Genomic DNA, 17,910 nt, shown 5'->3' on the forward strand with positions numbered 1-17,910 from the left:
GGCCGCACGAGCCTGTTCCGACCCATTGCCCTCATTAGATCTGAAGCGAAACAAGATGAGTGAACTGACCAGCCTGACCATCGCCGAAGCTCGCGACAAACTGCGCGCCAAGGATATCACCGCCACCGAATTGACCGAGGCCTATCTTTCGGCGATCGAGGCGGCCAATGCTCAGTTCAATGCCTATGTGAAGGTGACGCCGCAAAAGGCGCTTGCAATGGCCAAGGTCTCGGACGCCCGCCTTGCTGAAGGCAAAGCCGGCGCGCTGGAAGGCATTCCGCTCGGCATCAAGGACCTGTTCGGCACCGAAGGCATTCATACGCAGGCCTGCAGCCACATCCTGGACGGCTTCGAGCCACACTATGAATCGACTGTCACGCAGAACCTCTGGAACGACGGTGCTGTCATGCTGGGCAAGCTCAACATGGATGAGTTCGCCATGGGCTCCTCCAACGAGACCTCCTATTACGGCCCCGTGATCAACCCCTGGCGCGCCGCAGGCTCCAACCAGCAGCTCGTTCCCGGGGGCTCCTCGGGCGGTTCGGCCGCTGCCGTTGCCGCGCATCTCTGCGCGGGCGCCACCGCTACTGACACCGGCGGCTCCATTCGCCAGCCCGCCGCCTTCACCGGCACGGTCGGCATCAAGCCGACCTATGGCCGCTGCTCGCGCTGGGGCATCGTCGCCTTCGCCTCGTCGCTCGACCAGGCTGGCCCGATCGCTCGCGATGTTCGCGACGCTGCCATCCTGCTGAAGTCGATGGCGAGCGTTGATGCCAAAGATACGACCTCCGTCGATCTGCCCGTGCCGGATTACGAAGCCTCGCTGGGTAAATCGCTCAAGGGCATGAAGATCGGCATCCCGAACGAATACCGTGTCGACGGCATGCCGGAAGAGATCGAGACTCTTTGGCAGCAGGGCATCGCCTGGCTGAAGGATGCCGGCGCCGAGATCGTCAACATCTCCCTGCCGCACACGAAATATGCCCTGCCGGCCTATTACATCGTTGCGCCTGCCGAGGCGTCCTCGAACCTCGCCCGTTACGACGGCGTGCGCTATGGCCTGCGCGTCGACGGCGAGAATATCGTCGACATGTACGAGAAGACGCGCGCTGCCGGCTTCGGCCAGGAAGTCAAGCGCCGCATCATGATCGGCACTTACGTGCTCTCGGCCGGCTATTACGACGCCTATTATCTGCGTGCCCAGAAGGTCCGCACGCTGATCAAGCGCGATTTCGAACTCGCCTTCCACGCCGGCGTCGACGCCATCCTGACGCCCGCCACGCCGTCTTCGGCCTTCGGCATCGCCGACGAAAACTTGGCTTCCGATCCGGTCAAGATGTACCTCAACGACATCTTCACGGTGACGGTCAACATGGCCGGTCTCCCCGGCATCGCCGTCCCCGCCGGCCTCGACCCGAAGGGCCTGCCGCTCGGCCTGCAACTCATCGGCAAGCCATTCGACGAGGAAACCCTGTTCAAGACCGCCCACGTCATCGAACAGGCTGCCGGCAAGTTCACGCCGGCGAAGTGGTGGTAAGCGGCGATTAGCGCCCAACATCAAAGCGGCAAAGGATAAAGTGGAGCCTGACAAGGGCTCCACTTTCGTCAGTTTTACCTATTATCCAACTGCGCCCTCACTAGCCTCAGTCCCTGTTCGGTAATCTGATAAGGATGACCGCCCGAGGATTTGATGGCTCTTAGGCGTTTGAGTTTGCGGAAGAGATCGAGGCCGAAGCCGGGATAGAGCCAGCCGTCGCGTGTGAAGCAGCGGACCGTCTCGATCTTCTTGTTTTCGGCGCGGTTGATTTCAATGCGCCCGCCTTGGGCGAGCAGATGCAGGATGCGCTGTTCGGCGCGCGAAATATCCATGGTTTTCAAGATCCGGAAAGCGCCGTAAGGCGCGACAAAACGATCCGACATTCCCTTGCGGAAAGTCGGGGCTTCGTTTCGGGCCCAGCGCGCAAGAAGACTTGCGGGCGGGGCCTTTACCGGGTCTGAGAAAAGGTGGACATCAAGACTCCATTGATGCGCCATATCTAAAGCAGGTTGTACCCGCCGGTCAAGTTTCACCCTCGTTAAACATAGGCCGCCATCCAGCGCCCGTTCTCATTTGGTGGCTGGAAAAAGCCCTTTTCCGGTGTTTTACTGCTGAAAACGGCGGGGGCCTGATGATCCACATTCGCAACGCGCACGAAGGAGAGATGGAGATATTGGCCAATATCGGCCTGCGCTCATGGCAGGCGGCCATGGGGTCGATCGGCGGCACGGACGCGCTGCTCGAAAGTGCCAGCGAAGCCTTCTCGAACTTCACCCGCGGCGCCTGGCTGACGATCACGGTCGTGGAGCTGAACGGAGTGGTTACCGGTTGGGCAGCCCGTGAAGCCTTGGACGAGAATATCTCCGATTTCTGGATCGATCCCGATCATCTGCGGCAGGGACTTGGTTCGGCGCTGCTGGCGCAGATCGAAAAGGATGTTCGGGAGCAGGGGTTGGAGAAGATCGCGGTGCAGACCCACGCCGAAAACAGCGATGCGATCGAATTCTTCAAGGCACACGGCTATGCCATTCATTGGCTTTCCGTCGACTATTCTCCGAAGCTCGATCGCGACGTGCCGACGGTCGGACTTTCGAAAGCGCTGCTCGATAGCGACGACGGGACGTATGGCGCGGGCTTATAGGTGCTGAAAGTCTTGCGCCGCACCGCCAATTGCTCTACCTCACAAAGTTCAGAAGAACAGCATTTCAAGAGCCTCTCATGACCATTGTCGACGTTCGTACGCCAGATCCGAAGCGCTTCATTCCCGGTGCCACCGGCGATTGGGAAGTTATTGTCGGAATGGAAGTCCATGCCCAGGTGCTGAGCAAATCCAAGCTCTTCTCCGGTGCTTCGACCGAGTTCGGCAAGCCGCAGAATTCCAACGTCTCGCTGGTCGATGCCGCCATGCCCGGCATGCTGCCGGTCATCAATGAGGAATGCGTCAGGCAGGCCGTGCGCACCGGCCTCGGCCTGAAGGCTCAGATCAACAAGCGCTCGGTCTTCGACCGCAAGAACTATTTCTATCCGGACCTGCCGCAGGGCTATCAGATCTCGCAGTACAAGGACCCGATCGTCGGCGAAGGCAAGATCGTCATCTCGCTCGGTCCGGATCGCCAGGGTCAGTTCGAGGACATCGAGATCGGCATCGAGCGCCTGCATCTGGAGCAGGACGCCGGCAAGTCCATGCACGACCAGCACGCCACTATGTCCTATGTCGACCTCAACCGTTCCGGCGTGGCGCTGATGGAAATCGTCTCCAAGCCGGACATGCGCTCGTCGGATGAGGCGAAGGCCTATATGACCAAGCTGCGCTCGATCGTACGTTATCTCGGCACCTGCGACGGCAATATGGATGAAGGTTCCATGCGCGCCGACGTCAATGTCTCTGTCCGTCGTCCGGGCGGCGAGTTCGGCACACGCTGCGAAATCAAGAACGTCAACTCCATCCGCTTCATTGGACAGGCGATCGAGGCCGAGGCGGTCCGGCAGATCCGTATTTTGGAAGACGGTGGGGTGATCGAGCAGGAAACGCGCCTCTTCGACCCGAACAAGGGTGAAACCCGCTCCATGCGCTCCAAGGAGGATGCACACGACTACCGTTATTTCCCCGATCCGGACCTGCTGCCGCTCGAATTCGACGACGCTTTCGTCGAGGAACTCGCAGCCGATCTGCCGGAGCTGCCTGACGACAAGAAGGAGCGTTTCGTCCGCGAGCTCGGTCTCTCGATCTACGATGCCTCCGTGCTTGTCTCGGAAAAGGCGATTGCCGATTATTTCGAGGCCGTCGCTGCCGGTCGCGATGGCAAGATCGCAGCAAACTGGGTGATCAACGACTTGCTGGGCGCCTTGAACAAAACCGGCAAAACCATTGAGGAGACTCCGGTTTCGCCCGCCCAGCTCGGCGCCATCATCGACCTGATCAAGGCCGAAACCATCTCTGGCAAGATCGCCAAGGACCTGTTCGAGATCGTGCTTACCGAAGGCGGCGATCCCATGGAGATCGTCGAAGCTCGCGGTATGAAGCAGGTCACCGACACCGGCGCCATCGAGAAGGCGGTTGACGAGATCATCGCCGCCAATCCGGATCAGGTCGCCAAGGTCAAGGCCAAGCCGACGCTTGCCGGCTGGTTCGTCGGCCAGGTGATGAAGTCGACCGGCGGCAAGGCCAATCCGCAGGCGGTACAAGCCCTCGTCAAGGCCAAGCTCGGCATCGAAGAGGAATAGGCGCCCGTGTATTTCGTCCGCACGGCCGGCGAACAGGATCTCGGGAAGGTCCGTGACCTTCTCGTAGAGACCTGGCATGCCGCCTATGATCGGCACTACGGCGCGGCGAAGGTCAATGAACTGATCGAGTTTCTGCTTTCGCCGGCCAAGCTGAAAGCGCGGTTGGCGAAGCGGCAATCCGAGTTTCTGGTCGCCGATAATGGCGAGGATATTGGCGGCATGGGTTATGCCGTCATGTCCGAGCAGATGACCAAGACCGTTCTCCTGCACATGCTCTATGTCCGTCCGTCACTGCAACGCAACGGCATCGGCCGCGACATCTTCGCCGAGCTGGAAACCTGCTTTCCGGACGCCGAGGTCATGCGCCTCGACGTCGAGCCAGAAAATGCCGAAGCGATCGCCTTCTACAAAGCCCACGGCTTCACCGAGGTCGGCCGCAACGAGAATGCTGCCCCGGGGCAGTCGGGTATTCCGGCGCTGGTGTTTGAGAAGCGGCTGGCTACGTAACTAGAGTAGCGGATGCAATGTCCGCGCACTGCTTGTGAAACGCCACCATGAGATCAAGAAGTTCCTTCCTTGAAGCCAAAAGATTTGCCATCGCGATATAAACTCGCTGTGTACCGTCTCGGTTGTCTTTTATCCGAAGTCTCGCAGCGGGCGTCGTTTGCTCCAGGCGTACGCCAGAATGCAGCCAGAGCTTGATACTACGTCTATCCCTATATTCGAACAGGCTGAAATCGCTTGGAATTGTTACTTTCCCATACATTCCAGACATGGCCAGGAGGCGCGGAATACCGCGAGAGATTAGACGGACGATCTCTTCATTAGGAGTCCGCGGTTTAAATTTCAGGGCGTCCACATCGATGCGTTCTACTGCGGACCACGGAATGAAACCCAGTCCAAATCGGCTGTCCAATATGCCTTCCGGCCCGATGGTCACGATGGCACTCTTGGATTGCGAGGTAATTATTCGAAGCGCGACAACCACATAGAAGGATACCGGCAACAAAATTAAAATTAAAAGAAGCTTCAATGCAGTGTCGGCGTTTGACACTATGATCATAAACAAAAGCAGCAGCATTAGGGATATTTGCAGGAATGTTTTCAGGTGGAGTTCCGGCATAAAGTATTGAAATGAGTGAGTTTCGCTCGCAGACATTCGGCCCTTCCGAGTAACAGCGTTGCCGTTAAGCTAGACGTAGGTACAACACATTGCCCTCACAAGAACTACTTATCCGCGAAGCAAAAGAATCCGATCTCCCTTCCTTAATCGCCCTCTTCGCCGCCGATGCTCTCGGCGGTCACGCCGACACGACCGATCCCACCGCTTACGAGGATTACCTCCGCGCCTTCCGGACCATCCAATCCTCGCCGGATCAGGCGCTCTATGTCGCCGAGCTGGCGGGCGAGGTCGTCGGCACGTTCCAGACCATGATCACGACATCGCTGACCGGCCGCGGCTCCTCGTCGATGATCATCGAGGCCGTCCAGACGCGGAGCGATCTGCGCGGGCAGGGGATCGGTGCCATGATGATCAATTTTTGCATTGCCGAGGCAAAAGGCCGCGGCGTGCGGCTCGTGCAACTAACCTCGAACGCCCTTCGCAAGGATGCCCATCGTTTCTATGAGAGATTGGGTTTCAAGCCGAGCCATCTCGGCTTCAAGATGGCCTTGAAATGAAGCGCGTTTCCCATGCGAATCTCTGGACAATCCGTTTGTCAGACGGCATAAGCAAACGATCGAATTCTGGTTTCGCCTGCTCCCAACGGGCACAAGGATAAAGACATGTGGAATTTACTCGTGCAAACCTTCACTTGGTGGAATGGTCAGACGATGGGCACCCGCTTTGCGACCTGGCGGTTCGGCAAGCGCGTCGGCGAGGATGAATTCGGCAATGTCTACTACGAGGGCGGCATGTCCTCCTACGGCCTTCCGAAGCGCTGGGTGATCTACAAGGGTTATGCCGAGGCGTCCGCTATTCCTCCGGGCTGGCACGGCTGGATGCATCACCGCACCGACGTTCCGCCGACCAAGGACAATTACGTCGCCAAGGAATGGCAGAAGGCGCACCGCGCCAATCCGACGGGTTCGCCGCAGGCCTATCGTCCGCCCGGCTCGCTGTCCGTTGCCGGCGAACGTCCGCGCGTGACCGGCGATTACGACGCCTGGACGCCCGGCAACTGAGCCTAGAGGGCCGGCCCGTCCTTTGGCCACAATTGGCCTTTAGGCGCAGAACTTGCCGGCTCGTGCTCGGCGCTTTGACCGAGACCAAGCGGAGATTGGCGGATATGACGTTTTTCACGCGGAGCGCTTCTTTGCGTGCGATATCGGGAGTGGCGCTTGCCTTTGCTGCGGGCGTCTTTTTGCCGCCGTCCGCCGAGGCTGCCCGCATCTCCAACCCCGTCGCCGTCTTCTCCGGCCTCGACAAGATCACCGGCCGCATCACCACGTTCGATGTCTACATCAACGAGACCGTGCAGTTCGGCGCGCTGCAGGTGACGCCGAAGGCTTGCTATTCCCGTGACGATACCGAGCAGCAGAAGGTCGACGGCTTTGTCGAGGTGGACGAGATCACCCTCGACCGCCGCATCCGCCGCATCTTCACCGGCTGGATGTTCGCCGACAGCCCGGGCCTCAACGCCGTTGAACATCCGATCTATGACGTCTGGCTGAAAGAGTGCAAGCAGAAGTCGGACATCCCGCCGCCGGACAGCGCCGGCGCCAAGTAACATATTCCTCTTCAGCCATAGCAATGCCGCAAGATTGGCGCGCGAAGGTCAATTCGTCGCGAGCAATCCTACGGCATCCGGTCAGCTGATCTCTTTGCCCAAAACGGCGGCTTTCCAGATCAAATGTCGATCGGCCTCGTCAGAGAGATCGATGACGATGCATGAGCCATTCTTGATCCTACGCCGCATCGCATCGGCGCGATCCGTATGCACCCGAAGTTTCGCGTCTTCGTGCAGAGCCTGAAGCCGGGAGCGTGAGACGTTGAGTTCAGAGGCAAGCAGGCGATCGAGACGGACGTTGAAAGGAAGCGTAACCGCCAGATCGATTTCCAGCATTGTCCAGCAATCCGGTTCGCTCAGTATCTCTTTTTCAACATCTGCATCGGCAAATTCGTCGATGCGTTGGGTCTTGCGCCGCAGCGCATCGAGATCGAATTCTCTGGCTCGTATCCAGTCGGAATCGTTGCCTTGCAGCGCTTCCAGAACAAGCGGATCAAGATCACGAATGGTCTGGCGCTCGAAGAGCGTCCGGTTCCATGTCTTGTCGCAGTCCACGCATTTATAGACGAGCCAGGCGTCGAGTTTCTTGCCGTTGGCGTTGAGTCTGGTCTTGCCGCTGGACTTGAAAGGCTTGGGGCAGCCGCATCCGCTGCAGACGATCCATGGTTGAGGGGCAGTTCGAGGATTGATGGTCCATCGGACCTTGAGACTGTTGCACATACCGTCTTGGTCTTCCGTTCGGAAGTTCACCAAGTTGGCGGTAAGACAAGCCCATTACGGGCGCGGCGTGGCGATGTTTCGGACGGCTGAAGAGCTGAGACAGCAATGGCTGCGCATGGCGCATTTCAACAATGCCAAACCGGTCTCAGGCCACCACCCGATGAACATGATCATACATCCGGCGGCGATGAAGCTGCCCTGACATACGGGGTGAAATTGGATGAGACCGGTATTTACGACGGCAAAGTAGAACCTCAATGCACCAACGCTCTTCAAACGAGCGTTAGCAGATTAAAACGCGGATTTGAAGCCGTGACGCACTGGAGGCCAACGGCCTTTCTCTACACCAGCCGGCCGGACCGCGCTCAAGCGTCGGTGCTTTTATCCCGGCGAAACAGGCCAAGAATCTTGCGCCCCAAGGCGGCAATGCCGGCGATGATGACGATCAGCCCTTTCTTCAATGCCAGGAGCGCTACGCCGAAGCTTTTGAAAAAGCCGAGGACGACGGCCAGAAAGCCGAGTTTTGCTGCAATCTTCACGCCGGCACCGGCCGCGATCATTCCCGCCATGCTGTAGGCGGCGATCTTGTCGCCGTTGACAAAGTCGGCATAGCGCTTGCCGCTGTCATATTGCACGGTGTTGATGACATTCGGGATGGCATTGTTGATTTCCTGCAATTGGTTGAGGCCGGCTACGAAATCGAGCTCCATGACGCCTTCGCGACCGAGCACGCGCACCGAATAGTTCAACGTATGCGGACCACTGGGGTCCTTGCCGAAGACCAGGTCGCGCGCCCAGTGGAGTGCATGGGTTGCCTTGTCATAGTGCGGTGGTTCAGCCCAGCCGACCAGAGTGATCGAAGGGTAGCCTTGCTTCTCGCGTTCGGGATTGTCTCCTTTGATCGCGTCCTGGATTTGTTTCAGCAACGCGTTGTAGTCTGTCGACGCGGCGTCATCGTCGGAGACATGGCCGCCATTGTCATATTCGACGACCGCACCCCAGGTACGCTGATCCGTCGGCGCATATTTCGCCGGGAAGATCATGCCGAGCGTACCTTCGGCGGCATTGCCCGGATTGCCCCAAAGCTGAACCAGTACTTTTCGTGTATCGGCCGGATTGAGATAGTAGAACTGATCGGAAACGTTCAGCGTCGCATTGGCGCCGGGCAATTTGATCGGTCCCTGCTGGAAGTCGATGGTCTTCAGTATGGCTCCCGCGCCGCCCTCGGGCGCGTCGGTGCCGAACATGTCGTGAAAGGATTTGGCCTCGGCCTGCGTTGCGACCAGTGCGGCGAGAAAGGCGATTGCAAGATATGTTTTCAAGATACTACCCCCGGCTGTTGTGCCGAACGTAGCGGATTTCTGGTTTAAATCAACGTATGTACGTGGGTTCTCAACCGTTGGAGAAGCTCAGATTGGGCGATTCCATCGCTTTCTCGAGCATCCTTGTATATTGATCCTTTGGCACGTCGATCGCGCCGAATGTCCTCAGATGCTCGGTGGTGAATTGAGTATCGAGGAGGGTGAAGCCGCGCTGCTTGAGGCGCTCGACCAGATAGACAAGACAGATCTTCGAGGCGTCGGTGCGGCGTGAAAACATGCTCTCCCCGAAGAAGGCCGAGCCTAGCGATACGCCATAGAGCCCACCGACCAGTTTGCTGCCCTCCCAAGCCTCAACGGAGTGCGCATGGCCGATATGGTTGAGGGTCGAATAGAGCGACTTGATGGTCTTGTTGATCCAGGTGCTTGGCCGGCCGCTGGTATGCTCAGCGCAGGCGGCGATAACGGCATCGAAATCCGTGTTGAAACGAATATCGAAGGGCTTGCGACGGATCGTTTTCGTCAGGCTTTTCGAAATGTGGAAAGTGTCGAGCGGCAGCACGCCCCGCAGTTCGGGTTCGACCCAGAAGATTTCCGGATCGTCAGCCGATTCCGCCATGGGGAAGAGACCGATGGAATAGGCGCGCAGCAGAATTTCCGGAGTAATGCCAGGATTTCTGCCGCGCGGCCCTGCCATAGGTTAAGCCGAACCTTTCGCCAGATAGTCTTCCAGCCAATGGATATCGTAATCGCCGTTGGCGATATCCTGGTTGGAAACCAGATCCTGGAACAGAGGCAGCGTGGTCTTGATGCCATCGACCACGAATTCGTCGAGCGCGCGGCGCAGGCGCATCATGCATTCGACGCGGGTGCGGCCATGCACGATCAGCTTGCCGATCAGGCTGTCGTAATAGGGCGGGATTCTGTAGCCCTGGTAGGCGCCCGAATCGATGCGAACGCCAAGGCCGCCCGGTGCGTGGAAATGCGTGATCGTGCCGGGCGAGGGCACGAAGGTGCGCGCGTCCTCGGCATTGATGCGGCATTCGATGGCGTGGCCGTGGAAATGCACGTCTTCCTGCGTCACGGAAAGACCGCCGCCCGAGGCCACGCGGATCTGTTCGTGCACGAGATCGATGCCGGTGATCGCTTCGGTAACCGGATGCTCGACCTGCAGGCGGGTGTTCATTTCGATGAAATAGAACTCGCCGTTTTCATAGAGGAATTCGATCGTGCCGGCGCCGCGATATTTCAGCTTCTTCATGGCGTCGGCGCAGATCTGGCCGATCTTCATCCGCTGCTCGACGTTGAGCGCCGGTGAATTGGCTTCTTCCCAGACCTTCTGGTGGCGGCGCTGCAGCGAGCAGTCGCGCTCTCCGAGATGCACGGCATTGCCTTCGCCATCGCCGAATACCTGGATTTCAATATGGCGCGGCTTGCCGAGATATTTTTCCATGTAGACGGATTCATTGCCGAAGGCGGCTGCCGCCTCGGTGCGCGCCGTCGACCAGGCTTCGAGTACATCGGCTTCCGTGCGCGCCACCTTCATGCCGCGTCCGCCGCCACCGGCGGTCGCCTTGATCAGCACGGGATAGCCGATTTCCTTCGCGGTCCTCAGCGCATCCGCTTCGGTCTTCACTTCGCCGTCCGAACCGGGAACGACGGGAATGCCGAGCTGCTGCGCCGTCGTCTTGGCGGTGATCTTATCGCCCATGATGCGGATGTGATCCGCCGTCGGGCCGATGAAGGTGATGCCATGTGCTTCGAGAATATCGGCGAACTTGGCGTTCTCCGACAAGAACCCATAGCCCGGATGAACGGCGTCGGCACCGGTGATCTCGCAGGCCGCGACGATCTGGTGGATGTTGAGATAGCTCTCGCGCGACGGCGGCGGGCCAATGCACACGCTTTCATCCGCCAGGCGCACATGCATCGCGTCGGCGTCGGCGGTCGAATGCACGGCGACGCTCGCAATGCCGAGCTCCTTGCAGGCGCGCAGCACACGAAGGGCGATCTCTCCGCGATTGGCTATGAGAATCTTCGAAATCATGGGCATGGGGCCTACTCGATGACGACCAGGGCTTCGCCGTATTCGACCGGGCGTCCATCCTGAATGAGGATTTCGGTCACAATACCGGATTTGGGCGCGGGGATCTGGTTCATCGTCTTCATTGCTTCGATGATCAGCAGCGTCTGGCCTTCCTTGACGGAGGCGCCGACCTCGATGAAAGCGGCAGCGCCTGGAGCGGGTGCCATGTAGACCGTGCCTACCATCGGCGCGCTGACGACGTTGTCCGGATTGCGCGACTTGCCGGCAGGTGCGGCCGCTGCAACGGGAGCGGCGGCAGGAGCTGCTGCGGCATAGGCGGGTGCTGCGATCGGTGCCTGAACATATTGAGTCGTGCCGGCGCGCGATACGCGGATGCGCAGATCTTCCTGCTCGACTTCGATCTCGGTCAGATCGGTCTCATTGAGAATATTGGCGAGGTCGCGGATCAGCGCCTGGTCGATACCCAATTTCTTGTCAGCCATGGATGTTTAGCCCTGTATTCTTGTTATTGCGTGATGGATTTCAGCGCATGCAGCGCCAGGATGTAGCTGTGGGGCCCAAAACCGCAGATCATGCCCTTGGCGGCGGGCGCGATCATCGATTTGTGCCGGAATTCTTCGCGTGCGTGGATGTTGGAGATATGAACCTCCACCACCGGAATGGAAATGGCGCGGATCGCATCATGAAGCGCGATCGACGTGTGGCCATAGGCGCCGGGGTTGATGGCGACGCCGGCGGCGACGTCGCCGGCTTCGTGCATCCAGTCGACTAGCACGCCTTCATGGTTGCTCTGGCGAAAGTCGACGACAAAGCCAAGGCTTTCGCCCACGGATTTGCAGTCGGCTTCGATATCCTTGAGCGTCTTGCCGCCATAGATGCCCGGCTCGCGCTTGCCGAGGGCATTCAAATTGGGTCCGTTTAGGACGAAAATGGTTTGCGCCATCAGAGGTTCCGTCAAAGTGCAGCGCAACCTATAGACTCCCGAGGGCGCGTAGGAAAGCCCCCAGGACGTAGGTTGCGCGTGTCTAGGTGTGGAAACGCCCCGATTTTGGCGATTTTACGCATAAGCCCGAAATCGGTTCGACTTCGGAAAGGCTCATACATCTTCTGAGGCGCCACTGTGTCCTTTATGCATCCTGAAAGATGCGCGGCGCAGACATTGCCACGGTTCAGCAGCTCGTCTTGCCGCAACTGCGGACATTGGCGATCTTCTGCTGAATGGCGTCGAGGCCGATTGCGCCGGAGATCGCCTCATTACCGATGACATAGGCCGGCGTGCCGGTGACGTTGAGATCGGTGGCGAGCTGGTACGTGGCCTTGATCGAATCGCTGTTCGGGCTCTTGGCCATTTCAGCGCGAATTGCCGCTTCAGTGACGCCGAGCGAGGTCGCAGCTTCGATGGCGCTGTCTTCCGATGCGCGGCCGTCGCTTCCAAGCAGCGCATGGTGGAATTCAGCATATTTTTCCGGCGCCAGCTTGCGGAACGCATCGGAAACCCGTGCCGCGGCAACCGAATCCGGTCCGAGGATCGGGAATTCCTTCAGCACGAAACGCACATTCGGGTCTTGCTTGAGCAGCGCGTCCATGTCGGGGAGCGCATGGCGGCAATAGGTGCAATTATAGTCGAAGAACTCGACCACGGTGACGTCACCCTTCGGATTGCCAATCGTAACGTCATCCTTGGAATTGAAGATGGCATCCTTATTTTGGGTAACAGCCTGGGCCGACTGAGCGAGGCGCGCCTCGTCCTGTTTCTTTTCAAGCGCCGCTTGCGCGTCCAACAGCACTTCCGGGTGCTCGACGAGGTATTCCTTGATGAACTCCCCGAATTCCTTCTTCTGCTGGTCATCCAGCGCGGCCGCGGGCTGAACCATGGCAAGCGACGCGGCAATGGCGATCGCTGAGGCGGCCAGCAGGGTTTTGGGAAACAGGGTCATTGGGTCCTCGTTTGAGTAGGTGCTGAGACTCATCGTCCGGTTCGGGATATCACCACCAGGTTAAAATCCCGAAATTTGTATCGGCAATTTACGGTGCATGCTTATTTCCAGAAACAGGAATTTTCACGACAAAGCCGCAATCGCGGGATTGTGAACAGGCTAATATTGCGGCAATTGTCTGGCTTTAATCCGATCCGAGAAAGAATTGACCTTGTTTTCCCTATCCAAACGCAGCGATGTCGAACCCTTCCACGCCATGGATGTGCTGGCGGAGGCGACCCGTCGGCGTCAGGCGGGGCATGCCGTCATTTCGATGGCCGTCGGCCAGCCGTCGCATCCGACGCCCAAGGCAGCACTTGAGGCAGCACGCACGGCACTCGGGCACGGACGCATCGGCTACACGGACGCACTGGGCACGCTGGCGCTGAAACAGGCGCTAGCGGGTCATTACCAGGTTCGCCATGGGCTGAGCATCGATCCCATGCGGATCGCGATCACGACAGGTTCGTCGGCCGGCTTCAACCTTGCCTTTCTGACGCTGTTCGATCCTGGCGACAGCGTCGCCATCGCAAGGCCCGGCTATCCAGCCTATCGCAATATTCTTGCTGCTCTCGGGCTCGATGTCGTCGAAGTGCCCGTCACCGCCGAAACGCAATTCACGTTGACGCCGGAAAGCCTGGAGGCGGCGCAAGCGGCCAGTGGCAAGCGGCTGAAGGGCGTACTGCTTGCAAGCCCCGCCAATCCCACCGGCACGGTGACGGGCAGGGCGGCGCTGAAGGCGCTTGCCGATTATTGTGCCGACCGTTCGATCGCTTTCATTTCCGACGAAATCTATCATGGACTGACCTTCGTCGGCGAAGAGACGAGCGCGCTGGAACTGACCGATCAGGCCATCATCATCAATTCCTTCTCGAAATATTATTGCATGACCGGCTGGCGCATCGGCTGGATGGTGCTGCCGGAGCGCCTGGTGCGCCCGATCGAGCGCGTTGCTCAGAGCCTTTACATTTCGGCGCCGGAGCTCTCGCAGATCGCCGCGGCAGCAGCACTCGGGGCAGGGGCCGAATTGGACGTCTACCGCGAAAGCTACCGCCATAACCGCGATTTCCTGATGCGCCGTTTGCCCGAAATCGGCTTCTCCATCGCGTCGCCGATGGACGGCGCCTTCTACGCCTATGTCGATGTCAGCCGCTTTACCAACGACAGCATGGCCTTCGCCCGCAAGATGCTGGCCGAAATCAACGTCGCCGCCACACCGGGCCTCGATTTCGATCCGATCGAAGGACACCGCGCGATGCGCATCTCCTATGCCGGCTCGAAGGCGGAGATCGAGGAAGCGGCAGAACGCATGGCGGCGTGGCTGAAATAGACTCTTCGATCAGAGGTTTACGGCGAGTTTTGAAGATTTGCACCGAACGGAGATCACTCCGTCCTCCGCGGCAATTCCACGCTATCCGCTGAAATGTGCCTCAATTCGCGGAAATGCCGATCATCGGCCGCGGTTGCTTGCCGTCTTCCAAAACAAAAATCCGGCCGCGTTGCCACGGCCGGATTTGTTTATTTCGTTCCGAACAGCAGCGTTCAGAAGAAGCCACGGCGCTGCCACCAGCCGGCTTTCTTCGGCTTGGTCGGCTCGCCATCGCCGTCGCCGCCCTCGCTGGTGCGGGTGGATTTGACCACCGGCTCGGAGGAGGAGACGTTCGACTCGCGGTTGGCGCGTGCCGGCTTGGCCGCGGCCTCGATCACTTCGGGCTCCGCAGCGGCGACCGGTTCGGCGGCCTTGTCGAGATCGCCGGCAACTTCGGCAACTGTTTCAGCCTCGGCGTCGACCACGGGTGCCTCTTCGGCGACCGGTGCCTCGACGGGCGATGCTTCCGCCTTCGGCTTGCGACGGCTGCGGCTCTTGGCGGGCTTCACGTCTTCAACGACGACGGCCGCGGTTTCGACAGCCGCCATGGCCGGCTGGCTTTCGACGGCGGCTTCGCCTTCAGCGACCGCGATATCGGCAACGGTTACAGCGACATCGCTTTCGCCGTCATCCTCATCGTCAGCGCCTTCGTCCGAACCGGCTTCACCGCCAGCGGTCAATTCGTTGCCTTCGCCGTCGCGATTGCGACGCCCGCCACGCTTGCCGCGGCGGCGGCGCTTGCGCTTCTGCTGGCCATCATCGCTGGACACGGCCGCGACTTCGCCGCTGCTGCCGGTATCGTCCTCGTCGCCTTCATCCGCTTCGTCATCGCCTTCCTCGCGGGATGCATCGGCCGATTCGGAGGCTACTTGGGCGTCACCGCCACGACCGCGACGACGGCGGCGGCGCTTGCGCTTGCGGCCACCTTCATTATTTTCGGAGCGCGCTGCGGGCTGCTGTTCGACGCTAGCGGCCTTTTCTTCGAGCTCTTCGTCTTCGTCCTCATCTGCCTCGATGACGATATCGTCGTCATCATCCTCCGGAATGGCGGCGAAGTTGAATAGGGATTCGATCTTCACCGGATTTTCCACCGGCTCGCCGCGGTCGATCGCGAAATGCTGCGTGCCGACGGCATTGTCCGCGCCGATGACGATGGCGACGCCGAAGCGGTTTTCGTAATCGACGATCGTCTGACGCTTGTGATTGAGCAGATAGAGCGCAATGTCCGGCGTCGTACGCACGGTGATGTCGTGCGTCGTGTTCTTCAGCAGGTATTCCTCGATGCCGCGCAGAACATGCAGCGCAACGGAGGACTGCGAGCGAACATGACCGGTGCCGCCGCAATGCGAGCAGATCTGCGTCGTGCTTTCGAGAACCGAAGCGCGGATGCGCTGGCGCGACATTTCCAGAAGGCCGAAATGCGAGATACGGCCGACCTGGATGCGGGCGCGGTCGTTCTTCAGGCATTCCTTCAGCTTCTTCTCGACGGCGCGGTTGTTGCGCTTTTCTTCCATGTCGATGAAGTCGATGACGATCAGGCCGGCAAGGTCGCGCAGGCGAAGCTGGCGGGCAATTTCCTCGGCAGCTTCCAGATTGGTCTGGAGCGCCGTGTCCTCGATCGAGTGTTCGCGGGTCGAGCGGCCGGAGTTGACGTCGATCGAAACCAGCGCTTCCGTCTGGTTCATGATCAGGTAGCCGCCCGAGCGCAAAGTCACCTGCGGCTGCAGCATGCGGTCAAGCTGCGCCTCGATGCCGGAGCGCGAGAAGATCGGATGGATGTCGCGATAGGGCTGAACCACCTTGGCATGGCTCGGCATCAGCATCTTCATGAAGTCTTTCGCTTCACGATAGCCTTCTTCGCCGGCAACGATGATCTCGCCGATATCCTTGTTGTAAAGGTCGCGGATCGAGCGCTTGATCAGGCTGCCTTCTTCGTAGACGAGGCAAGGCGCTGTCGAAGCGAGCGTCAGCGTACGGACGTTTTCCCAAAGGCGCATCAGATATTCGAAGTCACGCTTGACCTCGACCTTGGTGCGGTTGGCGCCGGCGGTACGCAGGATGACGCCCATGCCCTGCGGCACTTCGAGCATCTTGGCGATTTCCTTCAGGCGCTTGCGGTCCTGCGGATTGGTGATCTTGCGGGAGATACCACCGCCGCGCGCCGTGTTCGGCATCAGAACCGAGTAGCGGCCTGCGAGCGAAAGATAGGTGGTAAGTGCTGCACCCTTGTTGCCGCGCTCTTCCTTGGCAACCTGCACCAGCAGGATCTGCCGACGCTTGATGACTTCCTGAATGCGATACTGTTTCCGCGGCTTGCGCTGCGTGCGGTCCGGAACCTCTTCCATCGCGTCTTCGGCGCCGACGGATTCGATTACTTCTTCTTCCTGGTCGTGATCATCGTCGTCGTCATCGTCGTGACGGCGCTTGGAAACATCGACATCCTCGGAAATCGAATCGGTTTCGACCATCGCGGCCATCTCGCCGGACGGGCCGCCTTCTTCATCTTCGCTCGGCGCGTCGACTGTTGCGATCGCTTCGGCTGCAGGAGCCTCCTCGGCGGCAGCTTCAGCGACCACCTTCTTGCGGCTGCGGCGTGGCTTGGCCTTCTTCGCCGGAGCTTCCTCGACGGGAGCAGCCGCTACCTCAGGGGCAAGGGCTTCTTCCGTCACCGCGACTTCCGCCTCGTCCTTCTGGACGATGCCGATGTCGGGCTGTTCCTGCTGGGAAAGATCGAGCGCCGTTTCGACATGCTCGACATCGTCGTCGCGGCGATGCTCTTCGGCTTCCGCCTTCAGGAGCGCCTGCCGGTCGGCGAGCGGGATCTGGTAGTAGTCGGGATGGATTTCGGCAAAGGCCAGGAAGCCATGCCGGTTGCCGCCGTAATCCACGAAAGCGGCTTGCAGCGAGGGCTCAACCCTCGTCACCTTGGCGAGATAGATATTGCCGCGGATTTGCTTCTTGTGCTGCGACTCGAAGTCAAATTCTTCTATGCGGTTCCCGCGAACGACAACAACACGCGTCTCTTCCTCGTGAGACGCATCGATAAGCATTTTGTCTGCCATGTAAGCTGTGCTCCTCGGCGCCGGCATGCGGAAAGGCGCCGGCCGGTCGCTAGGACAGGCTGGTTGCACTCCACTATTGCTGCACCGGATAATGAAAGTCGCGATTGGTTGTTTTGCGATGACGATGACAGCAGCCAGACAGCGGCCGGGAGATCAGTTCCCCGGGGTCTGTTCACTTCTTGAAAAAGCTGCTGCGGTACCATCCGTAACCAAGCGAGATCGACAATGCCTTAGACCCAACAAACGGGTCCGATGAATGTGCTCTCTTTAAAGAGCGTTTGGTGGCTCTCCACCGATGAATTTCCCGCGCAAAACCGGAAATTCAGATATCCAGTATGGGAGCAGAAGCACTGTAGACGGCGGATGACGGCCGCTTATGGCGCCTAGTACTCGAGGCGGCTGCCTTTGCGGCGACTCTATCCCGTCA

At 59.4% G+C, this 17,910-nt stretch carries 19 protein-coding genes; 9 read left to right on the forward strand and 10 right to left on the reverse strand.

Annotated elements, in window-relative coordinates; genetic code table 11:
- The first annotated feature begins 55 nt into the window (after nt 1-55).
- On the forward strand, nt 56-1,537 hold the full coding sequence (gene gatA / locus PH547_RS10480) for an Asp-tRNA(Asn)/Glu-tRNA(Gln) amidotransferase subunit GatA (RefSeq protein ID WP_104822725.1): 1,482 nt from the start codon (nt 56-58) through the stop codon (nt 1,535-1,537).
- A gap of 74 nt (nt 1,538-1,611) precedes the next feature.
- Here gatA and PH547_RS10485 read toward each other — a convergent pair whose 3' ends face one another.
- Entirely contained in the window at nt 1,612-1,869 is a 258-nt protein-coding gene (locus PH547_RS10485) for a YjhX family toxin (protein WP_104825060.1), read from the reverse strand.
- A gap of 299 nt (nt 1,870-2,168) precedes the next feature.
- Between PH547_RS10485 and PH547_RS10490 the strand changes: the two genes are divergently transcribed.
- The 3 genes from PH547_RS10490 to PH547_RS10500 all read left to right on the forward strand — a co-directional run bounded on the left by PH547_RS10490 (nt 2,169) and on the right by PH547_RS10500 (nt 4,768).
- Nucleotides 2,169-2,678: a GNAT family N-acetyltransferase gene (locus tag PH547_RS10490; RefSeq protein WP_104822726.1), complete on the forward strand. Its 510-nt coding sequence runs from the start codon at nt 2,169-2,171 to the stop codon at nt 2,676-2,678.
- A 77-nt stretch (nt 2,679-2,755) separates the two neighbouring features.
- On the forward strand, nt 2,756-4,261 hold the full coding sequence (gene gatB, locus PH547_RS10495) for an Asp-tRNA(Asn)/Glu-tRNA(Gln) amidotransferase subunit GatB (RefSeq protein ID WP_104822727.1): 1,506 nt from the start codon (nt 2,756-2,758) through the stop codon (nt 4,259-4,261).
- 6 nt (nt 4,262-4,267) lie between these two features.
- Nucleotides 4,268-4,768 carry a GNAT family N-acetyltransferase gene (locus tag PH547_RS10500; RefSeq protein ID WP_104822728.1) on the forward strand — a complete coding sequence of 167 codons (501 nt, stop codon included), beginning with the start codon at nt 4,268-4,270 and terminating at the stop codon, nt 4,766-4,768.
- Here the strand turns inward: PH547_RS10500 and PH547_RS10505 are convergent.
- Nucleotides 4,761-5,420: a hypothetical protein gene (locus PH547_RS10505; protein ID WP_104822729.1), complete on the reverse strand. Its 660-nt coding sequence runs from the start codon at nt 5,418-5,420 to the stop codon at nt 4,761-4,763. The two genes, PH547_RS10500 and PH547_RS10505, sit on opposite strands and share 8 nt — an antisense overlap.
- 53 nt (nt 5,421-5,473) lie before the next feature.
- On the opposite strand from PH547_RS10505, the gene PH547_RS10510 reads away from it, so the two are divergent.
- The 3 genes from PH547_RS10510 (at nt 5,474) to PH547_RS10520 (ending at nt 6,990) form a co-directional block, all read left to right on the forward strand.
- Entirely contained in the window at nt 5,474-5,941 is a 468-nt protein-coding gene (locus PH547_RS10510) for a GNAT family N-acetyltransferase (RefSeq protein ID WP_104822730.1), read from the forward strand.
- Nucleotides 5,942-6,046: 105 nt separating this feature from the next.
- Nucleotides 6,047-6,445: an NADH:ubiquinone oxidoreductase subunit NDUFA12 gene (locus tag PH547_RS10515; RefSeq protein WP_104822731.1), complete on the forward strand. Its 399-nt coding sequence runs from the start codon at nt 6,047-6,049 to the stop codon at nt 6,443-6,445.
- A 104-nt stretch (nt 6,446-6,549) separates the two neighbouring features.
- Nucleotides 6,550-6,990 carry a DUF2155 domain-containing protein gene (locus PH547_RS10520; RefSeq protein ID WP_104822732.1) on the forward strand — a complete coding sequence of 147 codons (441 nt, stop codon included), beginning with the start codon at nt 6,550-6,552 and terminating at the stop codon, nt 6,988-6,990.
- Between the two features lie 81 nt (nt 6,991-7,071).
- Here PH547_RS10520 and PH547_RS10525 read toward each other — a convergent pair whose 3' ends face one another.
- Complete coding sequence (locus PH547_RS10525; RefSeq protein ID WP_104822733.1) at nt 7,072-7,710, reverse strand: DUF1062 domain-containing protein; 639 nt, start codon at nt 7,708-7,710, stop codon at nt 7,072-7,074.
- A 34-nt stretch (nt 7,711-7,744) separates the two neighbouring features.
- Between PH547_RS10525 and PH547_RS10530 the strand changes: the two genes are divergently transcribed.
- Nucleotides 7,745-7,912: a hypothetical protein gene (locus tag PH547_RS10530; RefSeq protein WP_158704431.1), complete on the forward strand. Its 168-nt coding sequence runs from the start codon at nt 7,745-7,747 to the stop codon at nt 7,910-7,912.
- A 163-nt stretch (nt 7,913-8,075) separates the two neighbouring features.
- Here the strand turns inward: PH547_RS10530 and PH547_RS10535 are convergent, their stop codons facing one another.
- The 6 genes from PH547_RS10535 to PH547_RS10560 all read right to left on the reverse strand — a co-directional run bounded on the left by PH547_RS10535 (nt 8,076) and on the right by PH547_RS10560 (nt 13,013).
- Nucleotides 8,076-9,032: a DUF2167 domain-containing protein gene (locus PH547_RS10535; protein ID WP_104822734.1), complete on the reverse strand. Its 957-nt coding sequence runs from the start codon at nt 9,030-9,032 to the stop codon at nt 8,076-8,078.
- A 70-nt stretch (nt 9,033-9,102) separates the two neighbouring features.
- Nucleotides 9,103-9,726: a leucyl/phenylalanyl-tRNA--protein transferase gene (aat, locus tag PH547_RS10540; protein WP_104822735.1), complete on the reverse strand. Its 624-nt coding sequence runs from the start codon at nt 9,724-9,726 to the stop codon at nt 9,103-9,105.
- Between the two features lie 3 nt (nt 9,727-9,729).
- Complete coding sequence (accC, locus tag PH547_RS10545; protein ID WP_199773538.1) at nt 9,730-11,082, reverse strand: acetyl-CoA carboxylase biotin carboxylase subunit; 1,353 nt, start codon at nt 11,080-11,082, stop codon at nt 9,730-9,732.
- A gap of 5 nt (nt 11,083-11,087) precedes the next feature.
- Nucleotides 11,088-11,558, reverse strand: coding sequence for an acetyl-CoA carboxylase biotin carboxyl carrier protein (accB, locus tag PH547_RS10550; RefSeq protein WP_104822736.1), 471 nt, complete (start codon nt 11,556-11,558; stop codon nt 11,088-11,090).
- A 23-nt stretch (nt 11,559-11,581) separates the two neighbouring features.
- Nucleotides 11,582-12,019: a type II 3-dehydroquinate dehydratase gene (gene aroQ, locus PH547_RS10555; RefSeq protein WP_104822737.1), complete on the reverse strand. Its 438-nt coding sequence runs from the start codon at nt 12,017-12,019 to the stop codon at nt 11,582-11,584.
- Nucleotides 12,020-12,245: 226 nt separating this feature from the next.
- A complete protein-coding gene (locus PH547_RS10560; RefSeq protein ID WP_285168194.1) occupies nt 12,246-13,013 on the reverse strand; it encodes a DsbA family protein in 768 nt (255 codons plus the stop codon).
- A 211-nt stretch (nt 13,014-13,224) separates the two neighbouring features.
- Here PH547_RS10560 and PH547_RS10565 point away from each other — a divergent pair, with 211 nt between their 5' ends.
- Nucleotides 13,225-14,382, forward strand: a complete 1,158-nt coding sequence (locus PH547_RS10565) for a pyridoxal phosphate-dependent aminotransferase (RefSeq protein WP_285168211.1) — start codon at nt 13,225-13,227, stop codon at nt 14,380-14,382.
- 212 nt (nt 14,383-14,594) lie between these two features.
- Here the strand turns inward: PH547_RS10565 and PH547_RS10570 are convergent, their stop codons facing one another.
- Nucleotides 14,595-17,483, reverse strand: coding sequence for an Rne/Rng family ribonuclease (locus tag PH547_RS10570; RefSeq protein ID WP_285168195.1), 2,889 nt, complete (start codon nt 17,481-17,483; stop codon nt 14,595-14,597).
- Between the last annotated feature and the right edge of the window lie 427 nt (nt 17,484-17,910).

The sequence above is a fragment of the Rhizobium cerradonense genome, assembly GCF_030182455.1.
Lineage (GTDB): Bacteria > Pseudomonadota > Alphaproteobacteria > Rhizobiales > Rhizobiaceae > Rhizobium.

Bases quoted from the DNA above. Each gene is read 5' to 3' on its own strand.
- PH547_RS10515 (WP_104822731.1), top strand. From the start codon at position 6,047: ATGTGGAATTTACTCGTGCAAACCTTCACTTGGTGGAATGGTCAGACG.
- gatB (WP_104822727.1), top strand. From the start codon at position 2,756: ATGACCATTGTCGACGTTCGTACGCCAGATCCGAAGCGCTTCATTCCC.
- gatA (WP_104822725.1), top strand. From the start codon at position 56: ATGAGTGAACTGACCAGCCTGACCATCGCCGAAGCTCGCGACAAACTG.
- PH547_RS10525 (WP_104822733.1), bottom strand. From the start codon at position 7,710: ATGTGCAACAGTCTCAAGGTCCGATGGACCATCAATCCTCGAACTGCC.
- PH547_RS10490 (WP_104822726.1), top strand. From the start codon at position 2,169: ATGATCCACATTCGCAACGCGCACGAAGGAGAGATGGAGATATTGGCC.
- PH547_RS10560 (WP_285168194.1), bottom strand. From the start codon at position 13,013: ATGACCCTGTTTCCCAAAACCCTGCTGGCCGCCTCAGCGATCGCCATT.
- PH547_RS10520 (WP_104822732.1), top strand. From the start codon at position 6,550: ATGACGTTTTTCACGCGGAGCGCTTCTTTGCGTGCGATATCGGGAGTG.
- PH547_RS10570 (WP_285168195.1), bottom strand. From the start codon at position 17,483: ATGGCAGACAAAATGCTTATCGATGCGTCTCACGAGGAAGAGACGCGT.
- aroQ (WP_104822737.1), bottom strand. From the start codon at position 12,019: ATGGCGCAAACCATTTTCGTCCTAAACGGACCCAATTTGAATGCCCTC.
- PH547_RS10505 (WP_104822729.1), bottom strand. From the start codon at position 5,420: ATGTCTGCGAGCGAAACTCACTCATTTCAATACTTTATGCCGGAACTC.
- accB (WP_104822736.1), bottom strand. From the start codon at position 11,558: ATGGCTGACAAGAAATTGGGTATCGACCAGGCGCTGATCCGCGACCTC.
- PH547_RS10485 (WP_104825060.1), bottom strand. From the start codon at position 1,869: ATGGATATTTCGCGCGCCGAACAGCGCATCCTGCATCTGCTCGCCCAA.
- aat (WP_104822735.1), bottom strand. From the start codon at position 9,726: ATGGCAGGGCCGCGCGGCAGAAATCCTGGCATTACTCCGGAAATTCTG.
- accC (WP_199773538.1), bottom strand. From the start codon at position 11,082: ATGCCCATGATTTCGAAGATTCTCATAGCCAATCGCGGAGAGATCGCC.